Annotated in this window: 11 protein-coding genes, 3 tRNA genes and 1 pseudogene; 6 read left to right on the top strand and 9 right to left on the bottom strand. The window is 72.5% G+C overall.

What is annotated here, in order from left to right:
* Nucleotides 1-758: 758 nt before the first annotated feature.
* The 3 genes from AB0L74_RS00705 to AB0L74_RS00695 all read right to left on the bottom strand — a co-directional run bounded on the left by AB0L74_RS00705 (nt 759) and on the right by AB0L74_RS00695 (nt 1,208).
* Nucleotides 759-835, bottom strand: a tRNA-Ile gene (locus AB0L74_RS00705).
* A 222-nt stretch (nt 836-1,057) separates the two neighbouring features.
* Nucleotides 1,058-1,130 (bottom strand) — tRNA-Asn (locus AB0L74_RS00700).
* Nucleotides 1,131-1,135: 5 nt separating this feature from the next.
* Nucleotides 1,136-1,208: transfer RNA gene (locus AB0L74_RS00695), tRNA-Asn, on the bottom strand.
* Nucleotides 1,209-1,378: 170 nt separating this feature from the next.
* Between AB0L74_RS00695 and AB0L74_RS00690 the strand changes: the two genes are divergently transcribed.
* The 4 genes from AB0L74_RS00690 to AB0L74_RS00675 all read left to right on the top strand — a co-directional run bounded on the left by AB0L74_RS00690 (nt 1,379) and on the right by AB0L74_RS00675 (nt 6,988).
* Complete coding sequence (locus tag AB0L74_RS00690) at nt 1,379-1,681, top strand: YtxH domain-containing protein (RefSeq protein ID WP_365643862.1); 303 nt, start codon at nt 1,379-1,381, stop codon at nt 1,679-1,681.
* Between the two features lie 61 nt (nt 1,682-1,742).
* The gene (locus AB0L74_RS00685; RefSeq protein ID WP_365643859.1) at nt 1,743-3,197 is read left to right on the top strand and encodes an FGGY family carbohydrate kinase; all 1,455 of its coding nucleotides are present in this window, start codon (nt 1,743-1,745) and stop codon (nt 3,195-3,197) included.
* Between the two features lie 129 nt (nt 3,198-3,326).
* The gene (locus tag AB0L74_RS00680) at nt 3,327-5,060 is read left to right on the top strand and encodes an ABC transporter ATP-binding protein (RefSeq protein WP_365643856.1); all 1,734 of its coding nucleotides are present in this window, start codon (nt 3,327-3,329) and stop codon (nt 5,058-5,060) included.
* Nucleotides 5,060-6,988, top strand: coding sequence for an ABC transporter ATP-binding protein (locus AB0L74_RS00675; RefSeq protein ID WP_365643853.1), 1,929 nt, complete (start codon nt 5,060-5,062; stop codon nt 6,986-6,988). Before AB0L74_RS00680 ends, AB0L74_RS00675 begins: the two co-directional genes overlap by 1 nt.
* Nucleotides 6,989-7,301: 313 nt before the next feature.
* On the opposite strand, the pseudogene AB0L74_RS00670 reads toward AB0L74_RS00675, so the two are convergent.
* From AB0L74_RS00670 to AB0L74_RS00645, 6 genes and pseudogenes are all read right to left on the bottom strand, one after another.
* Nucleotides 7,302-8,701: pseudogene (locus AB0L74_RS00670) on the bottom strand (sigma-70 family RNA polymerase sigma factor).
* Between the two features lie 211 nt (nt 8,702-8,912).
* Nucleotides 8,913-10,817, bottom strand: a complete 1,905-nt coding sequence (dnaG, locus tag AB0L74_RS00665; RefSeq protein ID WP_365643850.1) for a DNA primase — start codon at nt 10,815-10,817, stop codon at nt 8,913-8,915.
* Nucleotides 10,818-10,875: 58 nt separating this feature from the next.
* The gene (locus AB0L74_RS00660; protein ID WP_365643847.1) at nt 10,876-12,141 is read right to left on the bottom strand and encodes an FAD-dependent oxidoreductase; all 1,266 of its coding nucleotides are present in this window, start codon (nt 12,139-12,141) and stop codon (nt 10,876-10,878) included.
* Nucleotides 12,142-12,272: 131 nt separating this feature from the next.
* On the bottom strand, nt 12,273-13,565 hold the full coding sequence (locus AB0L74_RS00655; protein WP_365643844.1) for a deoxyguanosinetriphosphate triphosphohydrolase: 1,293 nt from the start codon (nt 13,563-13,565) through the stop codon (nt 12,273-12,275).
* 185 nt (nt 13,566-13,750) lie between these two features.
* A complete protein-coding gene (locus tag AB0L74_RS00650) occupies nt 13,751-14,599 on the bottom strand; it encodes a sirohydrochlorin chelatase (protein ID WP_365643841.1) in 849 nt (282 codons plus the stop codon).
* A gap of 481 nt (nt 14,600-15,080) precedes the next feature.
* The gene (locus AB0L74_RS00645) at nt 15,081-15,701 is read right to left on the bottom strand and encodes a TetR/AcrR family transcriptional regulator (protein WP_365643838.1); all 621 of its coding nucleotides are present in this window, start codon (nt 15,699-15,701) and stop codon (nt 15,081-15,083) included.
* A 75-nt stretch (nt 15,702-15,776) separates the two neighbouring features.
* On the opposite strand from AB0L74_RS00645, the gene AB0L74_RS00640 reads away from it, so the two are divergent.
* Nucleotides 15,777-16,769: a DMT family transporter gene (locus AB0L74_RS00640; protein ID WP_365643835.1), complete on the top strand. Its 993-nt coding sequence runs from the start codon at nt 15,777-15,779 to the stop codon at nt 16,767-16,769.
* 174 nt (nt 16,770-16,943) lie between these two features.
* A complete protein-coding gene (locus AB0L74_RS00635) occupies nt 16,944-17,909 on the top strand; it encodes a hypothetical protein (RefSeq protein ID WP_365643832.1) in 966 nt (321 codons plus the stop codon).
* Nucleotides 17,910-18,007 lie beyond the last annotated feature (98 nt).

The raw sequence follows: 18,007 nt of genomic DNA, 5'->3' as shown, positions 1-18,007 counted from the left end.
TCGCGTGCTCCCTGGCTACTCGTCTCCGTCTACGCGTTGCCCGGAAGGGTACGGAGACCGCGAGCAGGCACGCAATCGAGAAACGCCTCCCTCCCGCCACTCGCGTGTCCAGAACATCGATAACCGGCCTGTTCGAGGCTGGGCCGTCCATGTCGGCCATCGAGCGCGAGCACTCCGCCCCTGCGCCGCAGCAGTGGCCGTGGCCAAGCACGGATGGGTTTGAGTACAACGCATTCGAGAAGGAGAACGCCGAGCGCATCCCGGCAAGAAGGGGTTGCGGAAGGTGACCTCCGCCACCACCATGCACAGCGTCAATGCCACCCTCGGTTCGGCGCTCTCAGGGGTCATCAGCGTAAGCAGGCGTGTGCCAGGAACTGGGCGCAGCTCGTAGACCTACCGCCGCCTACAAGCTCCACGCTGTCTCTGCCCGCGGGCAACGACATCAAGGTGGCCCCCGGAAGAGCGGCGGCCTGCCTTCTCACTCGCCGGGTCACGATCGCTCGCTCCGGGTCTGCCGACCTTGGACGGCTGGGCGCTGCCCACGGAGCTGCCGCCCACAGCGGCCAGGCCGCCCGCCGGGCGCCGAACGGGAGCCGGAAGGCGGCGTAGGGGGCCGTCCGTCCGCTGAACCACCCCCGCGTCCCCTACGTGTCCACTGGATCCTGGTCCGGGAGGGTGAACGGTGGCCGCCGCCTCGGCGTGGCGACCACCGTTCTTGCGTTTCCGCAGGTCACATCGTTTCTGCACTGACCTGCCGGTGGTGGGGCGGGTGGGACTCGAACCCACGGCCGACGGATTATGAGTCCGCTGCTCTAACCGGCTGAGCTACCGCCCCATAGCGGCGTGTCGCGTACATGTGTGCGCGCCGTCTGCCGCAGCATAGCCGCTCATACGATCTCCTGCTTCGGATGGTCGGCTTCACCCGGGGTCCGTGACCTTGAGGACTGTCCCGGGAGCCGCGCGGTTCCCGGGGCACGCGGCGGGACACGCTCCGGACACGGGTCCGGGCGCGGGTCCGGACATGAAAAAGGACCCCGAAGGGCCCTCGTTCACCATGCTCCCCCGACTGGACTCGAACCAGTAACCTGCCGGTTAACAGCCGGCTGCTCTGCCAATTGAGCTACGGAGGACCGAGCTCCCCCGACTGGACTCGAACCAGTAACCTGCCGGTTAACAGCCGGCTGCTCTGCCAATTGAGCTACGGAGGAATGCCTCGTTGCATCGAACGCACCTGCCTGGGTATTCGCCAGGGGGCGGGCGCTCGCTGCGACACATACATTAGCGCAAGCTGGGGGGTGCTCCGCCAATCGGTGCTCCCCGGCGCCGATCGCCGCACCGAAGACCGATGCAGGGACCAGGGCAAGGAAGGGTGGCCGTCATGCGTTACCGGCTCACGTTCGTCGTCGGACTCGCTGTGGGTTACGTGCTGGGCACAAGGGCCGGACGCGAGCGCTACGAGCAGCTGAAGAAGTCCGCCCGGCGGGTCTCCCAGAACCCCGCCGTACGCAACACCGCCGAGTCGGCCGCCCAGCAGGGCCGCCAGTTCGCGGACAAGGCGTACCACGTGGTGAGCGACAAGGTCGGCGACCGCATGCCCGACTCCGTCGCCCAGCGGGTGCGGACCCTGCGGGAGCGCGGCGGCAACGGCCGCGCGGACGACTGGGGCACCAGCAACACCTAGGGACGGCCGGGCCCCGCCCATCCGGCACGGCCACCCCTCGCGGTGCGGCAGAATTTTCGCCATGGGGATAGTCGCCGGGTTGGACAGTTCGCCCGATTTCACTCGTATCGTCGTCTGTGACACGGACACGGGGGCCGTACTCCGGCAGGGATACGCCCCGCATCCGGTGGAGAGCCCCGAGGGCGGGGGCCGCCCCTCCGACATCGATCCGCAGGCGTGGCTGCTGTCCCTCGGCGAGGCCGCGGCCGGCGGGCTGCTGGAGGGTGTGCAGGCCATCGGGGTCTCGGCGCAGGCGAACGCCGTCGTGCCGCTGGACGCGCAGGGCAACACCGTGCGGCCGGCGATGACCGGCGGCGACAAGCGCGCGCAGGTGGCGGCGGCCGATCTGGTCGACGCGCTCGGCGGGCGCGAGGCGTGGGCGCAGGCCGTGGGCTGTGTGCCGCAGGCCGCGCATCCGGTGACCAAGCTGCGCTGGCTGGCGCGGACCGAGCCGGAGGCCGCCGCGCGCACCGCCGTCCTGCTCCAGGCCCATGACTGGCTGGTGTGGCAGCTGCTCGGGCGGCCGGCCAGGAGGACCACGGACCGGGGCGGGGCGTCCGGGACCGGGTACTGGTCGGCGGCGACCGGCGGGTACCGGCCCGATCTGGTGGAGCTGGCGCTCGGGCACCAGGCGGTGCTGCCGGAGGTGACCGGCCCTTCCGACGCGGCCGGTACGACGCCGGAGGGGCTGCTGATCTCCGCCGGGACCGGGGAGACGATGGCCGCCGCCCTCGGGCTCGGGATCGGGCTCGGGGACGCCGTGGTGTCCCTCGGGGCGTCGGGTTCGGTGATGGCCGTGCACTCCGAGCCGCTCGTCGACCACTCCGGCATGATCACCGCGCTCGCGGACGCGACCGGCCTGCACCTGCCGGTCGTCACCACCCTGAACGCCGTACGGGCCCTGCGCGGGACCGCCGAACTGCTCGGGGTGCCGGACCTGGAGAGCCTGTCCGAGCTGGCGATGAAGTCGACGCCGGGGGCGCACGGGCTGGTGCTGCTGCCCTATCTGGAGGGCGAGCGGACCCCGGCCCTCCCCCACACCGCGGGGACGCTGGCCGGGCTGAGGCGGGAGTCGATGAAGCCGGAGCATCTGGCGCGGGCCGCCTTCGAGGGCATGCTGTGCGGGCTCGCCGACGCCCTCGACGTGCTGCGCGGCCGGGGCGTGGAGGTGCGGCGGATCTTCCTGCTGGGGCCGGCCGCGGAACTGCCCGCCGTGCAGGCGGCGGCCCCCTCGCTGTTCGGCACGCAGGTCGTCGTGCCGCAGCCCGCGGACTACGCCGCGATCGGCGCCGCCCGGCAGGCGGCCTGGGCGCTCGGTGTGACGCGGGGCACACTCGACCCGCGGACCCCGCCGGCCTGGCAGGGCGCGGTCGCGCAGGTGCTGGAGCCGGGCGAGGACCTGGCGGCGGGTCAGGCGGTGCGGCAGCAGTACGTGTCGGTGCGCGAACAGACCCATCCGGGGGCGTTCCGGGCATAGGGGACCGTCCGCAGGGGCCGGATGAGACGGCCTGTCGGGTTAATCGGTTGAGGTAACGCGGGTGGAGTGTTCGACGATGGGGGCCACGGGCAACCAACCGCCCCTCCCGCCGACTCCGAGAGACCGAGCGTGCTCATACGACTTCTGCGGACCTGTCTCAGGCCCTACAAGAAACCCATCGCTTTACTGGTGGCGCTGCAACTCCTCCAGACCTGCGCCACGCTGTACCTGCCGACCCTGAACGCGGACATCATCGACCACGGGGTCGTACGGGGTGACACCGGTTACATCCTGGCCTACGGCGCCTTGATGATCGGCATCTCGCTGGTGCAGGTCGTCTGCAACATCGGCGCGGTCTACTACGGCGCGCGCACGGCGTCGGCGCTGGGCCGGGACGTGCGGGCCGCCGTCTTCGACCGGGTGCAGTCCTTCTCCGCCCGTGAGGTCGGTCACTTCGGCGCGCCCTCGCTGATCACCCGGACCACCAACGACGTCCAGCAGGTCCAGATGCTGGCCCTGATGACGTTCACGCTGATGGTGTCGGCGCCGATCATGTGCGTGGGCGGCATCGTGATGGCGCTCGGCCTCGATGTGCCGCTGTCGGGGGTGCTGGTCGCGGTCGTGCCGGTGCTGGGCATCTGCGTGACGCTGATCGTGCGGCGGCTGCGCCCGCTGTTCCGGGCCATGCAGGAGCGCCTGGACACGGTGAACCGGGTGCTGCGCGAGCAGATCACCGGCAACCGGGTCATCCGCGCCTTCGTCCGCGACGAGTACGAGCAGCGGCGCTTCGGGAAGGCCAACGCCGACCTGACCGAGGTGGCGCTGGGGTCGGGCAATCTGCTGGCGCTGATGTTCCCCGTGGTGATGACGGTGGTGAACGTGTCGTCGATCGCGGTGGTGTGGTTCGGCGCCCACCGGATCGACAGCGGCGGCATGGACATCGGTGATCTGACGGCGTTCCTGGCCTATCTGATGCAGATCGTCATGTCCGTGATGATGGCCACGTTCATGTTCATGATGGTGCCGCGCGCCGAGGTGTGCGCCGAGCGCATCCAGGAGGTCCTGGACACCTCGTCGAGCGTGGTGCCGCCGGCGGCACCGGTCACGCGGCTGCGGCAGCGCGGCCATCTGGAGATCCGGGGTGCGGGCTTCCGTTACCCGGGGGCCGAGGAGCCGGTGCTGCGGGACGTCCGGCTCGTGGCGCGGCCCGGTGAGACGACCGCCGTCATCGGCTCGACCGGCAGCGGCAAGTCCACGCTGCTCGGGCTGGTGCCCCGGCTGTTCGACGCGACCGAGGGCGAGGTGCTCGTCGACGGCGTGGACGTGCGGACCGTCGAGCCCGGACTGCTGGCCCGCACGGTCGGACTCGTGCCCCAGAAGCCGTACCTGTTCGCGGGGACGGTCGCGACCAATCTGCGGTACGGCAATCCGGACGCGACCGACGAGGAGCTGTGGCACGCGCTGGAGGTGGCGCAGGCCAAGGAGTTCGTGGAGCGGCTGGAGGGCCGGCTGGACGCACCGATCGCGCAGGGCGGGACCAACGTCTCGGGCGGTCAGCGGCAGCGGCTCGCCATCGCCCGCACCCTGGTGCAGCGGCCGGAGATCTACCTCTTCGACGACTCCTTCTCGGCGCTCGACTACGCCACCGACGCGGCCCTGCGCGCGGCGCTGGACCGCGAGACCGCCGAGGCGACCGTGGTGATCGTCGCCCAGCGGGTGGCGACCATCCGGGACGCCGACCGGATCATCGTCCTCGACGAGGGCCGGGTCGTCGGGACGGGCCGGCACGAGGATCTGATGGCCGGCAACGACACCTACCGGGAGATCGTGCTCTCCCAGCTGACGGAAGCGGAGGCTGCCTGATGGCCGGGCCTGCGGCGCGGATGATGGCCGGGGGCGGCCCCGACCAGCGCACGATGGACTTCAAGGGGTCGGGCAAACGGCTCCTCGCCCAGTTCAAGCCGGAGCGGGTGACGCTCTGGGCCCTGCTGCTGTGCCTGGTCGTCAGCGTCGGCCTCAGCGTGGTCGGGCCGAAGATCCTCGGCCGGGCCACCGACCTGGTCTTCGCGGGCATCGTCGGGCGGGACATGCCGTCCGGGGCCACCAAGGAGCAGGTCCTCCAGGACATGCGGGAGCACGGCGACGGGGGTGTCGCGGACATGCTCCGCGGCACGGACTTCACCCCGGGCGAGGGCATCGACTTCCCGGCCGTGGGCAACGTCCTGCTGCTCGCGCTGGGCACCTTCCTCGCCGCCGGTCTGCTGATGGCGGTGGCGACGCGGCTGGTGAACCGGGCGGTGAACCGGACCGTGTACCGGCTGCGCGAGGACGTGCAGACCAAGCTGTCCCGGCTGCCGCTGTCGTACTTCGACAAGCGGCAGCGGGGCGAGGTGCTGTCCCGGGCCACCAACGACATCGACAACATCGGGCAGACGCTCCAGCAGTCGCTGGGCCAGCTCATCAACTCGCTGCTGACCATCATCGGCGTGCTCGCGATGATGTTCTACGTCTCCTGGATCCTGGCGCTGGTCTCGCTGGTGACCGTGCCGCTGTCGTTCGTCGTCGCCACCCGCGTGGGCAAGCGGTCGCAGCCGCAGTTCGTGCGGCAGTGGCGTACCACCGGCACGCTGAACGCGCACATCGAGGAGATGTACACCGGGCACACGCTGGTCAAGGTGTTCGGGCGGCAGGAGGAGTCGGCCCGGCAGTTCGCGGAGCAGAACGAGGCGCTGTACGAGGCGGGGTTCAAGGCGCAGTTCAACAGCGGGATCATGCAGCCGCTGATGATGTTCGTCTCCAACCTGAACTACGTCCTGGTCGCGGTGGTCGGCGGGTTGCGGGTCGCCTCCGGCTCGCTGTCCATCGGTGACGTCCAGGCGTTCATCCAGTACTCGCGGCAGTTCTCGATGCCGCTGACGCAGGTGGCGTCGATGGCGAATCTGGTGCAGTCGGGTGTCGCGTCGGCCGAGCGGATCTTCGAGCTGCTGGACGCGGAGGAGCAGGGGCCGGACCCGGTGCCGGCCGAGAAGCCGGCCGAGCTGCTCGGCCGGGTGGAGCTGGAGCGGGTGTCGTTCCGCTACGACCCGGACAAGCCGCTGATCGAGGACCTGTCGCTGAAGGTGGAGCCGGGGCACACGGTCGCCATCGTCGGGCCGACGGGCGCGGGCAAGACCACCCTGGTCAACCTGCTGATGCGGTTCTACGAGGTCTCCGGCGGGCGGATCACCCTCGACGGTGTCGACATCGCGAGGATGTCCCGCGACGAGCTGCGCGCCGGGATCGGCATGGTGCTCCAGGACACCTGGCTGTTCGGCGGCACCATCGCGGAGAACATCGCCTACGGCGCCGCGCGGGAGGTCACGCGCGGGGAGATCGAGGAGGCGGCACGGGCCGCCCACGCCGACCGGTTCATCCGGACGCTGCCCGACGGCTACGACACCGTGATCGACGACGAGGGCAGCGGGGTCAGCGCCGGTGAGAAGCAGCTCATCACCATCGCGCGGGCGTTCCTGTCCGACCCGGTGATCCTGGTGCTGGACGAGGCGACCAGCTCCGTCGACACCCGTACCGAGGTGCTGATCCAGAAGGCGATGGCGAAGCTGGCGGCCGGGCGGACGTCGTTCGTCATCGCGCACCGGCTGTCGACCATCCGGGACGCCGACACGATCCTGGTGATGGAGAACGGGTCGATCGTCGAGCAGGGCACGCACCTCGACCTGCTGGCGAGCGGCGGGGCGTACGCGCGGCTGTACCAGGCCCAGTTCGCGCAGGCGGTCGCCGAGGTGGACTGACCCGGGGCGGGAGGGGCGGTGCCGTCACCGGGGCGGCACCCCCCGCTCCGGTGCCGTCCGCCCGAGGCAGCGGCGTCCCGGGACGGCCCGCCTAGCTAGTGCCTCGGCAGGCAACGTTCGCCCGTCGAGGAGCGGCGTCCGGTGCGTGCTCTGGGGGTCCCCCGGCCGAAGGCTGGGGGGTGCCGGGTGCAAGTCCTCGTACTGGACGTACTTGGGCTTGTGCCCGGTGCGGCGGGTGGGGGTCCCCCCTGCTCGAAGAGCCCGGGGGAGCGTGCCGGGCGTCGCGGCGGGGCGAACGTTGCCTGCCGGGGCACTAGTCCAGGTAGCCCCGGAGCTGGTCCGCGTAGGCGTGGTCGCGGAGCTTGCCGAGGGTCTTGGACTCGATCTGCCGGATGCGCTCCCGGGTCACGCCGAAGAGACGGCCTATCTCCTCCAGCGTGCGCGGGCGGCCGTCGACGAGGCCGTAGCGCAGTTGCACAACCTTGCGTTCGCGTTCGCCGAGGGTGGACAGGACCGCCTCCAGGTGCTCGCGCAGCAGCAGGAACGCGGCGGACTCGGCGGGGCTGGCGGCGTCGCCGTCCTCGATCAGATCGCCGAGGGCGACATCGTCCTCCTCGCCGACGGGGGCGTGCAGGGAGACGGGTTCCTGGGCGAGGCGGAGGACCTCGCGGACGCGTTCGGGCGGCAGGTCCAGGTGGGCGGCGACCTCCGCCGGGGTCGGTTCGCAGCCGCGCTCCTGGAGCATGCGGCGCTGGACGCGGACGACGCGGTTGATGAGTTCCACGACGTGGACGGGGACGCGGATGGTGCGGGCCTGGTCGGCCAGCGCGCGGGACATGGCCTGGCGGATCCACCAGGTGGCGTAGGTGGAGAACTTGTAGCCACGGGCGTAGTCGAACTTCTCGACGGCCCTGATCAGGCCCAGATTGCCCTCCTGCACGAGGTCGAGCATGGTCAGGCCGCGGCCGACGTACCGCTTGGCGACGGACACGACGAGCCGCAGGTTGGCCTCGATGAGCTGCCGTTTGGCCATCCGCCCCAGGACGACGAGCCGGTCGAGGTCCCCGGCGAGGCGGCTGTCGAGGTCGGGGGTGGTGCTCAGCTTCTCCTCGGCGAACAGGCCGGCCTCCACGCGGCGGGCCAGCTCGACCTCCTCGGCCGCGGTGAGCAGGGGGATCCGGCCGATCTCCCGCAGGTACTGGCGGAACAGGTCCGACGACGGCCCCCCGGGCTCGGGGCGGGCGGGCGGCCCCTCCACGGCCTCCACGGCCTCCACCGGCTCCACGGCCTCCACCGGCTCCACGAGTTCCACGGACTCGACGGGCGCCATGGGCTCCACGGACACCACAGGCGCCAGGGGCGCCAAGGGCTCGTCCGGCTCGGGGATCCCGGCCCCGTCGATCGTCCCGGACGCCGCCTCCGGCCGCGTCGGCGGGTGGTGCGCCGCACGGCTCCGCGCCGGGACCGCGAGGAGGACGTCGCCGTCGGCGTCCGCTTCCACGCCGTCGGTACCGGTCTCGTGCGTCTGGGGGGTGAGGGTCTGGGTCTGCACGCGGGCGACCTCCAGGATGATCGCTGCTGGGGGGTACGGCAGCGGTACTTCGGGGGCGGAGTCGGCGGCCTCGCCGCCCTCCGGCCCGCACGCGCCGAGGGGGACGGCGGGGTGGGGGACCCGCGGGGGACGGGCCGGCCGCGCTCCGAGGACTCAGGCACCGGAACCCCAGTGTGGGGTACGACACATCGCCGCCACGAGGGGCGTGCGGTGACTTTTTGCGTCCGGTCCGTGACGCCGCGGTTATCCGGACCGCCGCGCTCGGCCCGGCCCCGGCACGGCGAGAGGGCCGCGCCACGGGCGGCTCCGCCCCGGCACGGCGAGAACCCCGGCACGGTGTGGGCCCCGGGGCGCGTCCCCGGCCCCGCCCCCTCAGAGAGCCGCCGCGCCGTGCTCCCGCAGGGCCTGGTCGTACTGCTGGAGGATCCACAGCTCGTTCTGCACGGCGGCCAGCTGGGCCGGGTCGCCGTGGGTGCCCAGGCGGGTGAGCTGGCTCTGGATGTCGCGGATGCGGCGCTCCACGGCCCGGCGGCGGACGGTGACCAGCTGGGCGCCGGCGTAGGTCTCGTCGACCTCCTTGCGCAGCATGATCGCCTCGACGGCCAGCTCGGTGACCATCGCGCGGACCGTGTCGTCGGGGGCGGCCTCGCGGACGCGGACCAGATAGCCCTGCGGGTCCTGGACGCCCGGTTCCGCGCCGCCGGCGTCCAGGATGGCCTGGCGTACGGCCGCGTAGGGCGGGGCGGTGAACTCGTCGGCGCCGTACGCGTCGAAGGCCGGGGAGACCAGTTCCGGGCGCTGGAGGGCGAGCTTCAGCAGCTCGCGCTCGGTGGCGTAGACGGGGTTGCGCAGGTTGAGCGCCGGGCCGCGCGGGGCCGGCCGGTCGGGGGCGGCGGCGTACTGCCGGGGGGCGGGTGCGGGCGCGGGTCCCTTGCCGCCGCGGTCGCGGGCCCAGCGGGCGAGCTGCGCCACCCGCTTGACGACGAACTGCGTGTCCAGGATGCCGAGCATGCCCGCGAGCTGGACGGCGACCTCGTGCTGGGCGCCGCTGTTCTTGATGCGGGCGACGACGGGGGCGGCCTCGTCCAGGGCGGCGGCCCGGCCCGCCGGGGTGTCGAGGTCGTAGCGGCCGACGATCTGGCGCAGCGCGAACTCGAACAGGGGCGTGCGCGGCCGGACCAGGTCGGCGACGGCCTCGTCGCCCTTGGCCAGGCGCAGGTCGCAGGGGTCCATGCCGTCGGGGGCGATGGCGATGTAGGTCTCGGCGGCGAACTTCTGGTCGTCCTCGAAGGCGCGCAGGGCCGCCTTCTGGCCGGCCGCGTCGCCGTCGAAGGTGAAGATGACCCGGGCCGAGCCGTTGTCCATCAGCAGGCGGCGCAGGATCTTGATGTGGTCGCCGCCGAAGGCGGTGCCGCAGGTGGCGATGGCGGTGCGCACCCCGGCGAGGTGGCAGGCCATGACGTCGGTGTACCCCTCGACGACCACCGCGCGGGAACTCTTGGCGATCTCCTTCTTGGCCAGGTCGATGCCGTAGAGGACCTGGGACTTCTTGTAGATCGCCGTCTCGGGGGTGTTGAGGTACTTCGGGCCGGTGTCCGCCTCGTACAGCTTGCGGGCGCCGAAGCCGACGACCTCACCGCCGATGTCGCGGATCGGCCACATCAGGCGGCCACGGAACCGGTCGATGGGGCCGCGCCGGCCCTCCTGGGAGAGGCCGGAGAGGATCAGCTCCTTGTCGCTGAAGCCCTTGCCGCGCAGGTAGCGGGTGAGGTGGTCCCAGCCCTGCGGGCTGTAGCCGACGCCGAAGTGGACGGCGGCGGCCTGGTCGAAGCCGCGCTCGGCGAGGAAGATCCGGCCGGTCTCGGCCTCCGGGGAGGTGGCGAGCTGCTCCGCGTACCACTCGGCGGCGATCTTGTGGGCCTCGACCAGGCGGATGCGCTCGCCGCGCTGGTGGGCGGGGTTGTAGCCGCCCTCCTCGTAGCGCAGGGTGATGCCGGCCTGGGCGGCGAGGCGCTCGACCGCCTCAGAGAAGGAGAGGTGGTCGATCTTCATCACGAACGTGATGGTGTCGCCGCCCTCCTGGCAGCCGAAGCAGTGGAACAGCCCCTTGGCGGGGCTGACCTGGAAGGACGGCGACTTCTCGTCGTGGAAGGGGCACAGGCCCTTGAGGTTGCCGCCGCCCGCGTTGCGCAGCTGGAGGTACTCGGACACGACGGCGTCGATCGGGACCGCGTCCCGTACCGCCTTCACGTCCTCGTCGTTGATCCGTCCTGCCACGCGTGAATTCTACGGGGGCGGTACGACACTCCTGACGGCTCGGGACGGCTCCCGGTGGTCACGGGGCCAGGCTGCCGAGGGGGACGTGCGGGTCCGCCAGTGCCTCCGTGTCCACCCGGGCCCGCGAGCGGATCAGCCGCTGGACGGTGTCTGTGACGTCCCACACGTTCACGTTCATGCCGGCCAGCACCCGCCCCTGCCTCACCCAGAACGCGATGAACTCGCGCCGGCCGGCGTCGCCCCGGATCACGACCTCGTCGTAGGCGCCCGGGGGCGCCCAGCCCGAGTACTCCATGCCCAGGTCGTACTGGTCGGAGAAGAAGTAGGGCACGCGGTCGTAGACGACGTCCCGGCCGAGCATGGCGCGGGCCGCCGCCGGGCCGCCGTTCAGCGCGTTGGCCCAGTGCTCGACGCGCAGGCGGGCGCCGAAGAGGGCGTGCGGGAAGGAGGCGACGTCGCCGGCGGCGTGGATGTCGGGGTCGGAGGTGCGCAGCCGTTCGTCCACGGCGATGCCGCCGCCGTGGGCGCGGCCGGCCAGCTCCAGGCCGGCCGCCTCGGCGAGGGCGGTGCGCGGGGCGGCGCCGATCGCGACGAGCACGCTGTGCGCGGGGTGCTCCTCGCCGTCGTCGGTGCGGGCGGCGAGGACCGCGCCGTCCTGGCCGGTGATCTCGGTGAGCCGGACGCCGAAGTGGAAGCGGACGCCGTGCTCGCGGTGCAGCTCGGTGAAGAGCTCGCCGAGCTCGGGGCCGAGCACGCCGTGCAGCGGGGTCGGCTCGGGCTCGATGACGGTGACCTCGGCGCCGTACTCGCGGGCCGCGGCGGCGACCTCCAGGCCGATCCAGCCGGCGCCCGCGATCACCAGGTGGCCGTTGTCCCGGCCGAGGGCGGCGAGAACGCCCCGGAGGCGTTCGGCGTGGGCGAGCCGGCGCAGATGGTGGACGCCCGCCAGGTGGGTGCCGGGGACGTCCAGGCGGCGGGGTTCGGCGCCGGTCGCCAGCAGCAGCTTGTCGTAGCGGACGACCGTGCCGTCCTCGCCGAAGCGGACGGTGCGGGCGGCCCGGTCGATGGCGGCGACGGTCTGCCCGAGGTGGAGCTCGATGTCGTGGCGCGCGTACCAGGCGGGCTCGTGGACGAAGACGCCGTCGCGTTCCTCCTTGCCGAGCAGGTAGCCCTTGGACAGCGGGGGCCGCTCGTAGGGGTGGTCGCGTTCGTCGCAGATCAGTATCACCCGCCCGGTGAAGCCCTCCGCGCGGAGCGTCTCGGCCGCCTTGGCGCCGGCCAGTCCGCCTCCGACGATGACGAATGTCTGATCCGCGTCCACCACGTGTCTGCCTCCTCGTCAGGGTCCCGCCACATGCGAGCGTCCCGCACGGAGCGTGATGCGGGAAGGGGGTGTGGCCCGATCAGGCCACGCTCGGTCACGCCGGGGTCCGGGTCACCCGGGTCCCGTCGGTGTCATGGGTGCCCCGTCAGACGGGCGTGAAGCGAGCGGGCGGAGGCGTCGGTGAGGGAGGCGATCTGGTCGACGATCACCCGCTTGCGGGCGCGGTCGTCGCCGGCCCCGGCGAACAGGGCGCGGAACTGGGGGTCCAGCCCGTCGGGGGCGCGGGCGGTGAGCGCCTCGGCCAGTTCGGCGACGACGATCCGCTGGTCGGCGCGGAGCCGGGTCTGCTCGTCGCGCTGCATCACGTACCGGTCGGCGACCGCTTTGAGGACCGCGCACTCCATGCGGGTCGGCCGCGGTACGACGAGTTCGGCGCCGTACCGCGTGAGCCGGCCGCCGCCGTACGCCTTGCGCGTGGCCCCTTCGGCGGCGAGGCAGAAGCGGCCGATGAGCTGGCTGGTGGCGTCCTTCAGGCGGGCCTGGGCGACGGCCGAGCCGTCGTAGCCGTGCGGCCACCACTCCTGGTCCAGGAGCCGGTCGAGGGCCTCGGCGAGTTCCCCGGGGTCGGTGCCGGCCGGGACGTACCGCCCGATGGCGACCTCGAAGACCGCCTGGCGCTCGGGGTCGGCGAGCAGGCAGCCCGGGTCGATGTGGCCGGCGTGCAGGCCGTCCTCGACGTCGTGCACCGAGTAGGCCACGTCGTCGGCCCAGTCCATGACCTGGGCCTCGAAGCAGGCGCGGCCGGCGGGGGCGCCCTCGCGGACCCAGTCGAAGACGGGCCGGTCGTCGTCGTAGACGCCGAACTTGGGCGAGGCCGGGTCGGTGGGGTGGGCGCCGCGGGGCCAGGGGTACTTGGCGGCGGCGTCGAGGGTGGCGCGGGTGAGGTTCAGGCCGACGCTGACGAGGTCGCGGCTGCCGGGGGCGGCGACGAACCGCTTGGGTTCGATGCGGGTGAGCAGGCGCAGGGACTGGGCGTTGCCCTCGAAGCCGCCGCAGTCGTGCGCGAACTCGTTCAGCGCCTCTTCGCCGTTGTGGCCGAAGGGCGGGTGGCCGAGGTCGTGGGAGAGGCAGGCCGCCTCCACGAGGTCCGGGTCGCAGCCGAGGGCGGCGCCGAGCTCCCGGCCGACCTGGGCGCATTCGAGGGAGTGGGTGAGGCGGGTGCGGGGGCTGGCGTCCCAGGCGGGGCCCATGGTGCCGGGGGTGACCACCTGTGTCTTGCCGGCCAGGCGGCGCAGGGCCGCGGAGTGCAGCACGCGCGCGCGGTCGCGCTGGAAGGCGGTACGGCCGGGGCGCTTGTCGGGCTCGGGGGCCCAGCGGGCGACCGCCGCCGGGTCGTAGGCGGTGGGGGGTGCGATGCCTTCCATGGTCCCGACAGTACGGGGCGGTGGTGACATCCGGGGGCCGGCGTGCGCCTGCCCGTGCGCCGGGTGGTGTTCTCGCGCGGGTGCGGGCTCGTCCCCCGGCCGGCTCCCCGCGATGGGGAGCCGCCCCCGGTCCGGCGGCGGCGCGGCACGGGCCCCCGGGCGGGGTTTTCCCGCACCGGCCGTGGTCAGGCCGGCGCCAGGGCGGCCGGTGCCGTGGTGGCGGCCGCCGCCGTCAACGCCTCGTCGTAGCGGTGGAGGATCAGGCGGGGCAGGGCCGGGTGGGCGGCGAGGGGGGCGGCGGCGATCCAGGGGGCCGCCTCGGCGCATTCGGCGGCGAAGCGGCCGGGGGCGGTGAAGTAGGAGGCGACGGCGACGCGGTGGCGGCCCCGGGCGGCCAGGGCCCGGACGGCGGCCGGGACGGTGGGGGCGGCGGCGGAGGCGTAGGCGGGGACGACGGGGACGCCGAGGCGTTCGGCGAGCAGCGCGGCGGTGCGTCCGGCGTCGGTCCTCGCGTCGGGGTCGCGGGAACCGGCGGCGGCGAGCACCACGGCGCTCGCGCGCCGGGCCGCGGGGTCCTCGGGGGTGCGCCAGCCGGCCTCGGTGAGGCGGTCGTACAGGGCCTCCGCGAGCAGGGGGTGCGGACCGAGCGGGGCGGCCACGCGGGTGCGGGCCGGTGCGGCGGCGGCCGTCTCGGGGATGTCCCGCTTGACGTGGTAGCCCCGGCTGAGCAGCAGCGGCACGAGGACGGCGTCCGTGTCGCCGAGGGCGGCGAGGGTGGCGGGCAGCAGGGGCTCGTTCAGCTCGATGTGGCCCAGGCGCACCGGCAGGGCGGGGCGCAGCTCGCGGACCCGGTCCAGGAGGGTGCGGACGGTGCTCAGGGCGCGCGGGTCGCGGCTGCCGTGTGCGACGAGGACCAGGGCGGGCCGGTCGGGGCGGGGCCGGCCGCCGGGGGCGGTGAGGCCGGTCCGGGTGCCGATCCGGTCGCCGGTTCCGCTGGTCCGGTGGCCGGTGCGGTTCATGAGGTGCGCCGTCATGTGCCGATGGTGGCGGGGGGACGTTGCCGCCCCGTTGCGCGGGCGTGTCGGGCGTTTTCCGGCCGTTCACGGGACGGGCGAGGGGCTGTGTGAGGAGCCGCCGGGGGGCCGGTCACGCCTCCTGCGTGCCGGGACCGGGCCCGGCGGCGCCCAGCTACGGCTGGTGCGGACGGACGGACGCCTGCGGCCGGGCAGCGAGCCGGCCTCCGCCGGGTTCGCCGCGGCGGCCGGGCGCGCGCGGACCGCGGGCGGCCGAGCCGGTGCGTACCGGTCGGGACGGCCCGTACGGCGCCCCGGTCCACCGCGTCGGCCGCCTCCGGCACGTCCGTGACCTCGCACCTGTCCGCGACCCACCGCTCCGGGCCGGCGAGGCCTGGTGCGTCGCCGCGCCGGGAGTCCGGACCCGCCGTCGGGTTTCCCGTCCCGAACCGGCGGCCGCCGCTGTCCCGGGGCGGTCCAGGAGTGGAGCGCGCGGCCGCCGTCAGGACGGCCTGATGGCCTGTTCGATCAGAACGGCGGCCATCTGCCGGGCGCGGTGGGCCGCGTCGCCGACCGAACGCATGGAGTTGGCGATGCAGGCACCCTCGTGAAGGATGAGGAGCCGGCCGGCCAGCTCGGCGGGGTCCGAGGCTCCCGCCTCCGCGGCCAGTTGCTCCAGGTACGCCAGAAGCCATGCCTTCTGCTGGAAGGCCACTTCCTGGCCGGGGTGGTCCTCGGGCAGTTCCACGGAGGCGTTGATGAAGGCGCAGCCTCGTGGATTGCGTTCCCGCAGCCAGTCGCGCAGTGCGTCGAAGGTGGCGAGGAGCTTCTCCTCCGCGGGGCCGCCGTGGTCGTTGACGTGCTGGGTCAGCGTGGTCCGCCAGAGCCCGTCCCGCGCCCGCAGATACGCGACGATCAGCTCGTCCTTGGAGCCGAAGCGGTCGTAGAGCGTCTTCTTGGTGACCCCGGCCTCTTCGGCGATGACCTCGACACCGATCGCCCTGATCCCCTCTTCATAGAAGAGGCGGGAGGCGGCTTCGAGGATCTTGACAGCAGCGGGTGTCATGTTCTGGGCGTTGCGCCGCCTTCTGCCCCCGCTCGGCAGAACCGCATCGTCCTTCATGCCCTTGACGGTACACCGAACGGTATGGTTACGTCTTTAGGTATACCGGTATGTATACACGACGGGAGGGCGTGCATGGCCCCCAGGCTGCCCACTGCTCCGCGCAACGGTCTCATCGCCGCCTTGTTCGTCGTGATGTGGAGTTCCGGTTTTATCGGGGCGGGGCTCGGCACGGCCGTCTCCAGCGCCGTGACCATCCTGATGTGGCGCTTCATCGCCGTAGCCGCCGTGCTCGTGGCCGTGCAGTTCGTGATCAGGCGCCGGCGCCTGACGCTGCGCGCCGTCATGATCCAGGCCGTGATCGGCCTGTTCTCCCAGAGCATCTACCTCTACAGCATGTTCGGCGCCGTCGACCTCGGGGTCACGAGCGGTATCGTCTCGCTGATCGACGCGTTGCAGCCGATCTGCGCCAGCGCCCTGGCGGGCCTGGTCCTGGGCGAGCGGACCTCGCGGCGGCAGTGGCTGGGCCTCGGGATCGGCCTCGCGGGCGCGACGGTCGTGATCGCGGGAGACGTGGGTCTGCGGCCGGGGGCGCCGCCCTGGGCCTACTTCGTGCCCTTCGTCGGCATGGTGGCGCTCACCGTGGCGACCCTGGTCGAGCGCAAGGCCCGGCTCGAGACGCCGCTCATGGACTCGCTGGCCGTGCAGTGCGGCGCCAGCGCGGTCTTCTTCAGCGTGGTGGGCGTCGCCACGGGGCAGGCGGCGATGCCCACGGAGGGGCAGGCGTGGCTCGCGATCCTCTGGCTGATCGCCCTGTCCACGCTCGCCGGATACGGCCTGTACTGGTACATCCTCCAGCGACGCGGGGTGACCTATGTGAGCTCGCTGATCTACCTCACCGCGCCGGCCACTCTGATCTGGGGCTTCTTCATGTTCGGTGACGCCGTCAGCCTGCTCAGCGCGGTGGGGATCGCCGTCTGCGTGGCGGGTGTCGCCCTCGTGCACTCCCGACACGGGACCGGCGGGCCCGGCCCCGAGGAGGGGTCACCGGACCCGGCACAGGACCCGGACGCCTCCCGGGCCGTGCTGGCGGCCGGCTCCGACAGCCGGTGCGGACCTTCCGCCTGACCTCGATCGACCCGCACGTGCACCGGTCCGGTGCACGTGCGTCGGCGTGCCTGAAAGGCCCGGAAAACCTTTCACCGAAGGGCTGTTGACACCCGAGCCGACCGCTTCCTAGCGTGTAACCACACCGGTGAGTATAGTCATCGGCCGTCACCCCCTGCCGAAGGAGATGAACGCATGGCGATCGACCTTTCCGGCAACACGAAGAAGGGCGCTCTGGAACTGCCCAGGACAGCCACGGGGTTCGACCAGGTCTTCCACGCCATCCGGGCGCGCAAGCCGAGGTTCGACAACGACCTCCCCGCGGAGCCCCGCTGGAGCGGCGATCTCGTCCGGTCCGACATCCAGGCCCCGACCGTCAAGCTCCAGGAACTCGGCTACGACACGAGTGAGCTCAACCGGGGCCACGGGGTCATCGACGACACCGCGATCGTGGGCCCCACCCAGCTGCTGACCCCGGAGGGCGTCGCCCGCCTGAAGGAGGTCTGCGACAACCTCGAGGCCTACGCGGGCAACAGCCAGTTCATCGTCACCCGCCGGGTGCGCAGCGCGGATCTGATGTCGTCCTTCATCAACAACATGATCCGCGACCGGGACTTCCTGCTGGCCTGCTCACGGATGGTGGGTGTGCCGCTCATACCCCACCCGCTGCGCACCCCCACCGTGCAGATCAACTACTTCGAGGGCAGCCGGTCCGGCGGGCGTGAGATCGCGAAGTGGCACCGCGACGGGATGGACTACGTCTTCACCATCCAGCTCAACGAGGCCGACGAGTACGAGGGCGGCCGGTTCAAGTATTTCAAGGGCCGCACCGACGCCTTCGAGGGCGTCACCGAGGACGACGAGCGGATCATGGAGGCTCCCTGCGACGAGCTCGGCGCCACGCTCTTCATCCACGGCAGCCACCTGTATCACGCCGTCACCCCGGTGACCGCCGGCCGCCGCGTCACGTTCGTCCTGTCGCTGTTCTGCCCCTACTTCGCCCAGCAGGACTCCAACACCTTCTGGCACCTCGCCGGTGACGACGGCATCGCCGCCACCGTGCCGAACTGGCTGCGCCTGAAGTGGCCGACGCGCAACCCGGCCATGGACTTCAGCCTGCGCGCCGCGAGTCCCGCCATCACCTGGTCCGACCTTCAGTGAGCCCACCGGCCGCGCGGCCCCGCAGAGCCGACATCTCCGCGGGGCCGGATACCGAGCCGGCCAGCCCGCCACCTCTCACGCGACGAACCATCCACCCG

The organism is Streptomyces sp. NPDC052020 (genome assembly GCF_040680575.1).
Lineage (GTDB): Bacteria > Actinomycetota > Actinomycetes > Streptomycetales > Streptomycetaceae > Streptomyces.
Note: the sequence above shows the minus strand (reverse complement) of the source record. Positions and strands in the feature narration are given on the sequence as shown.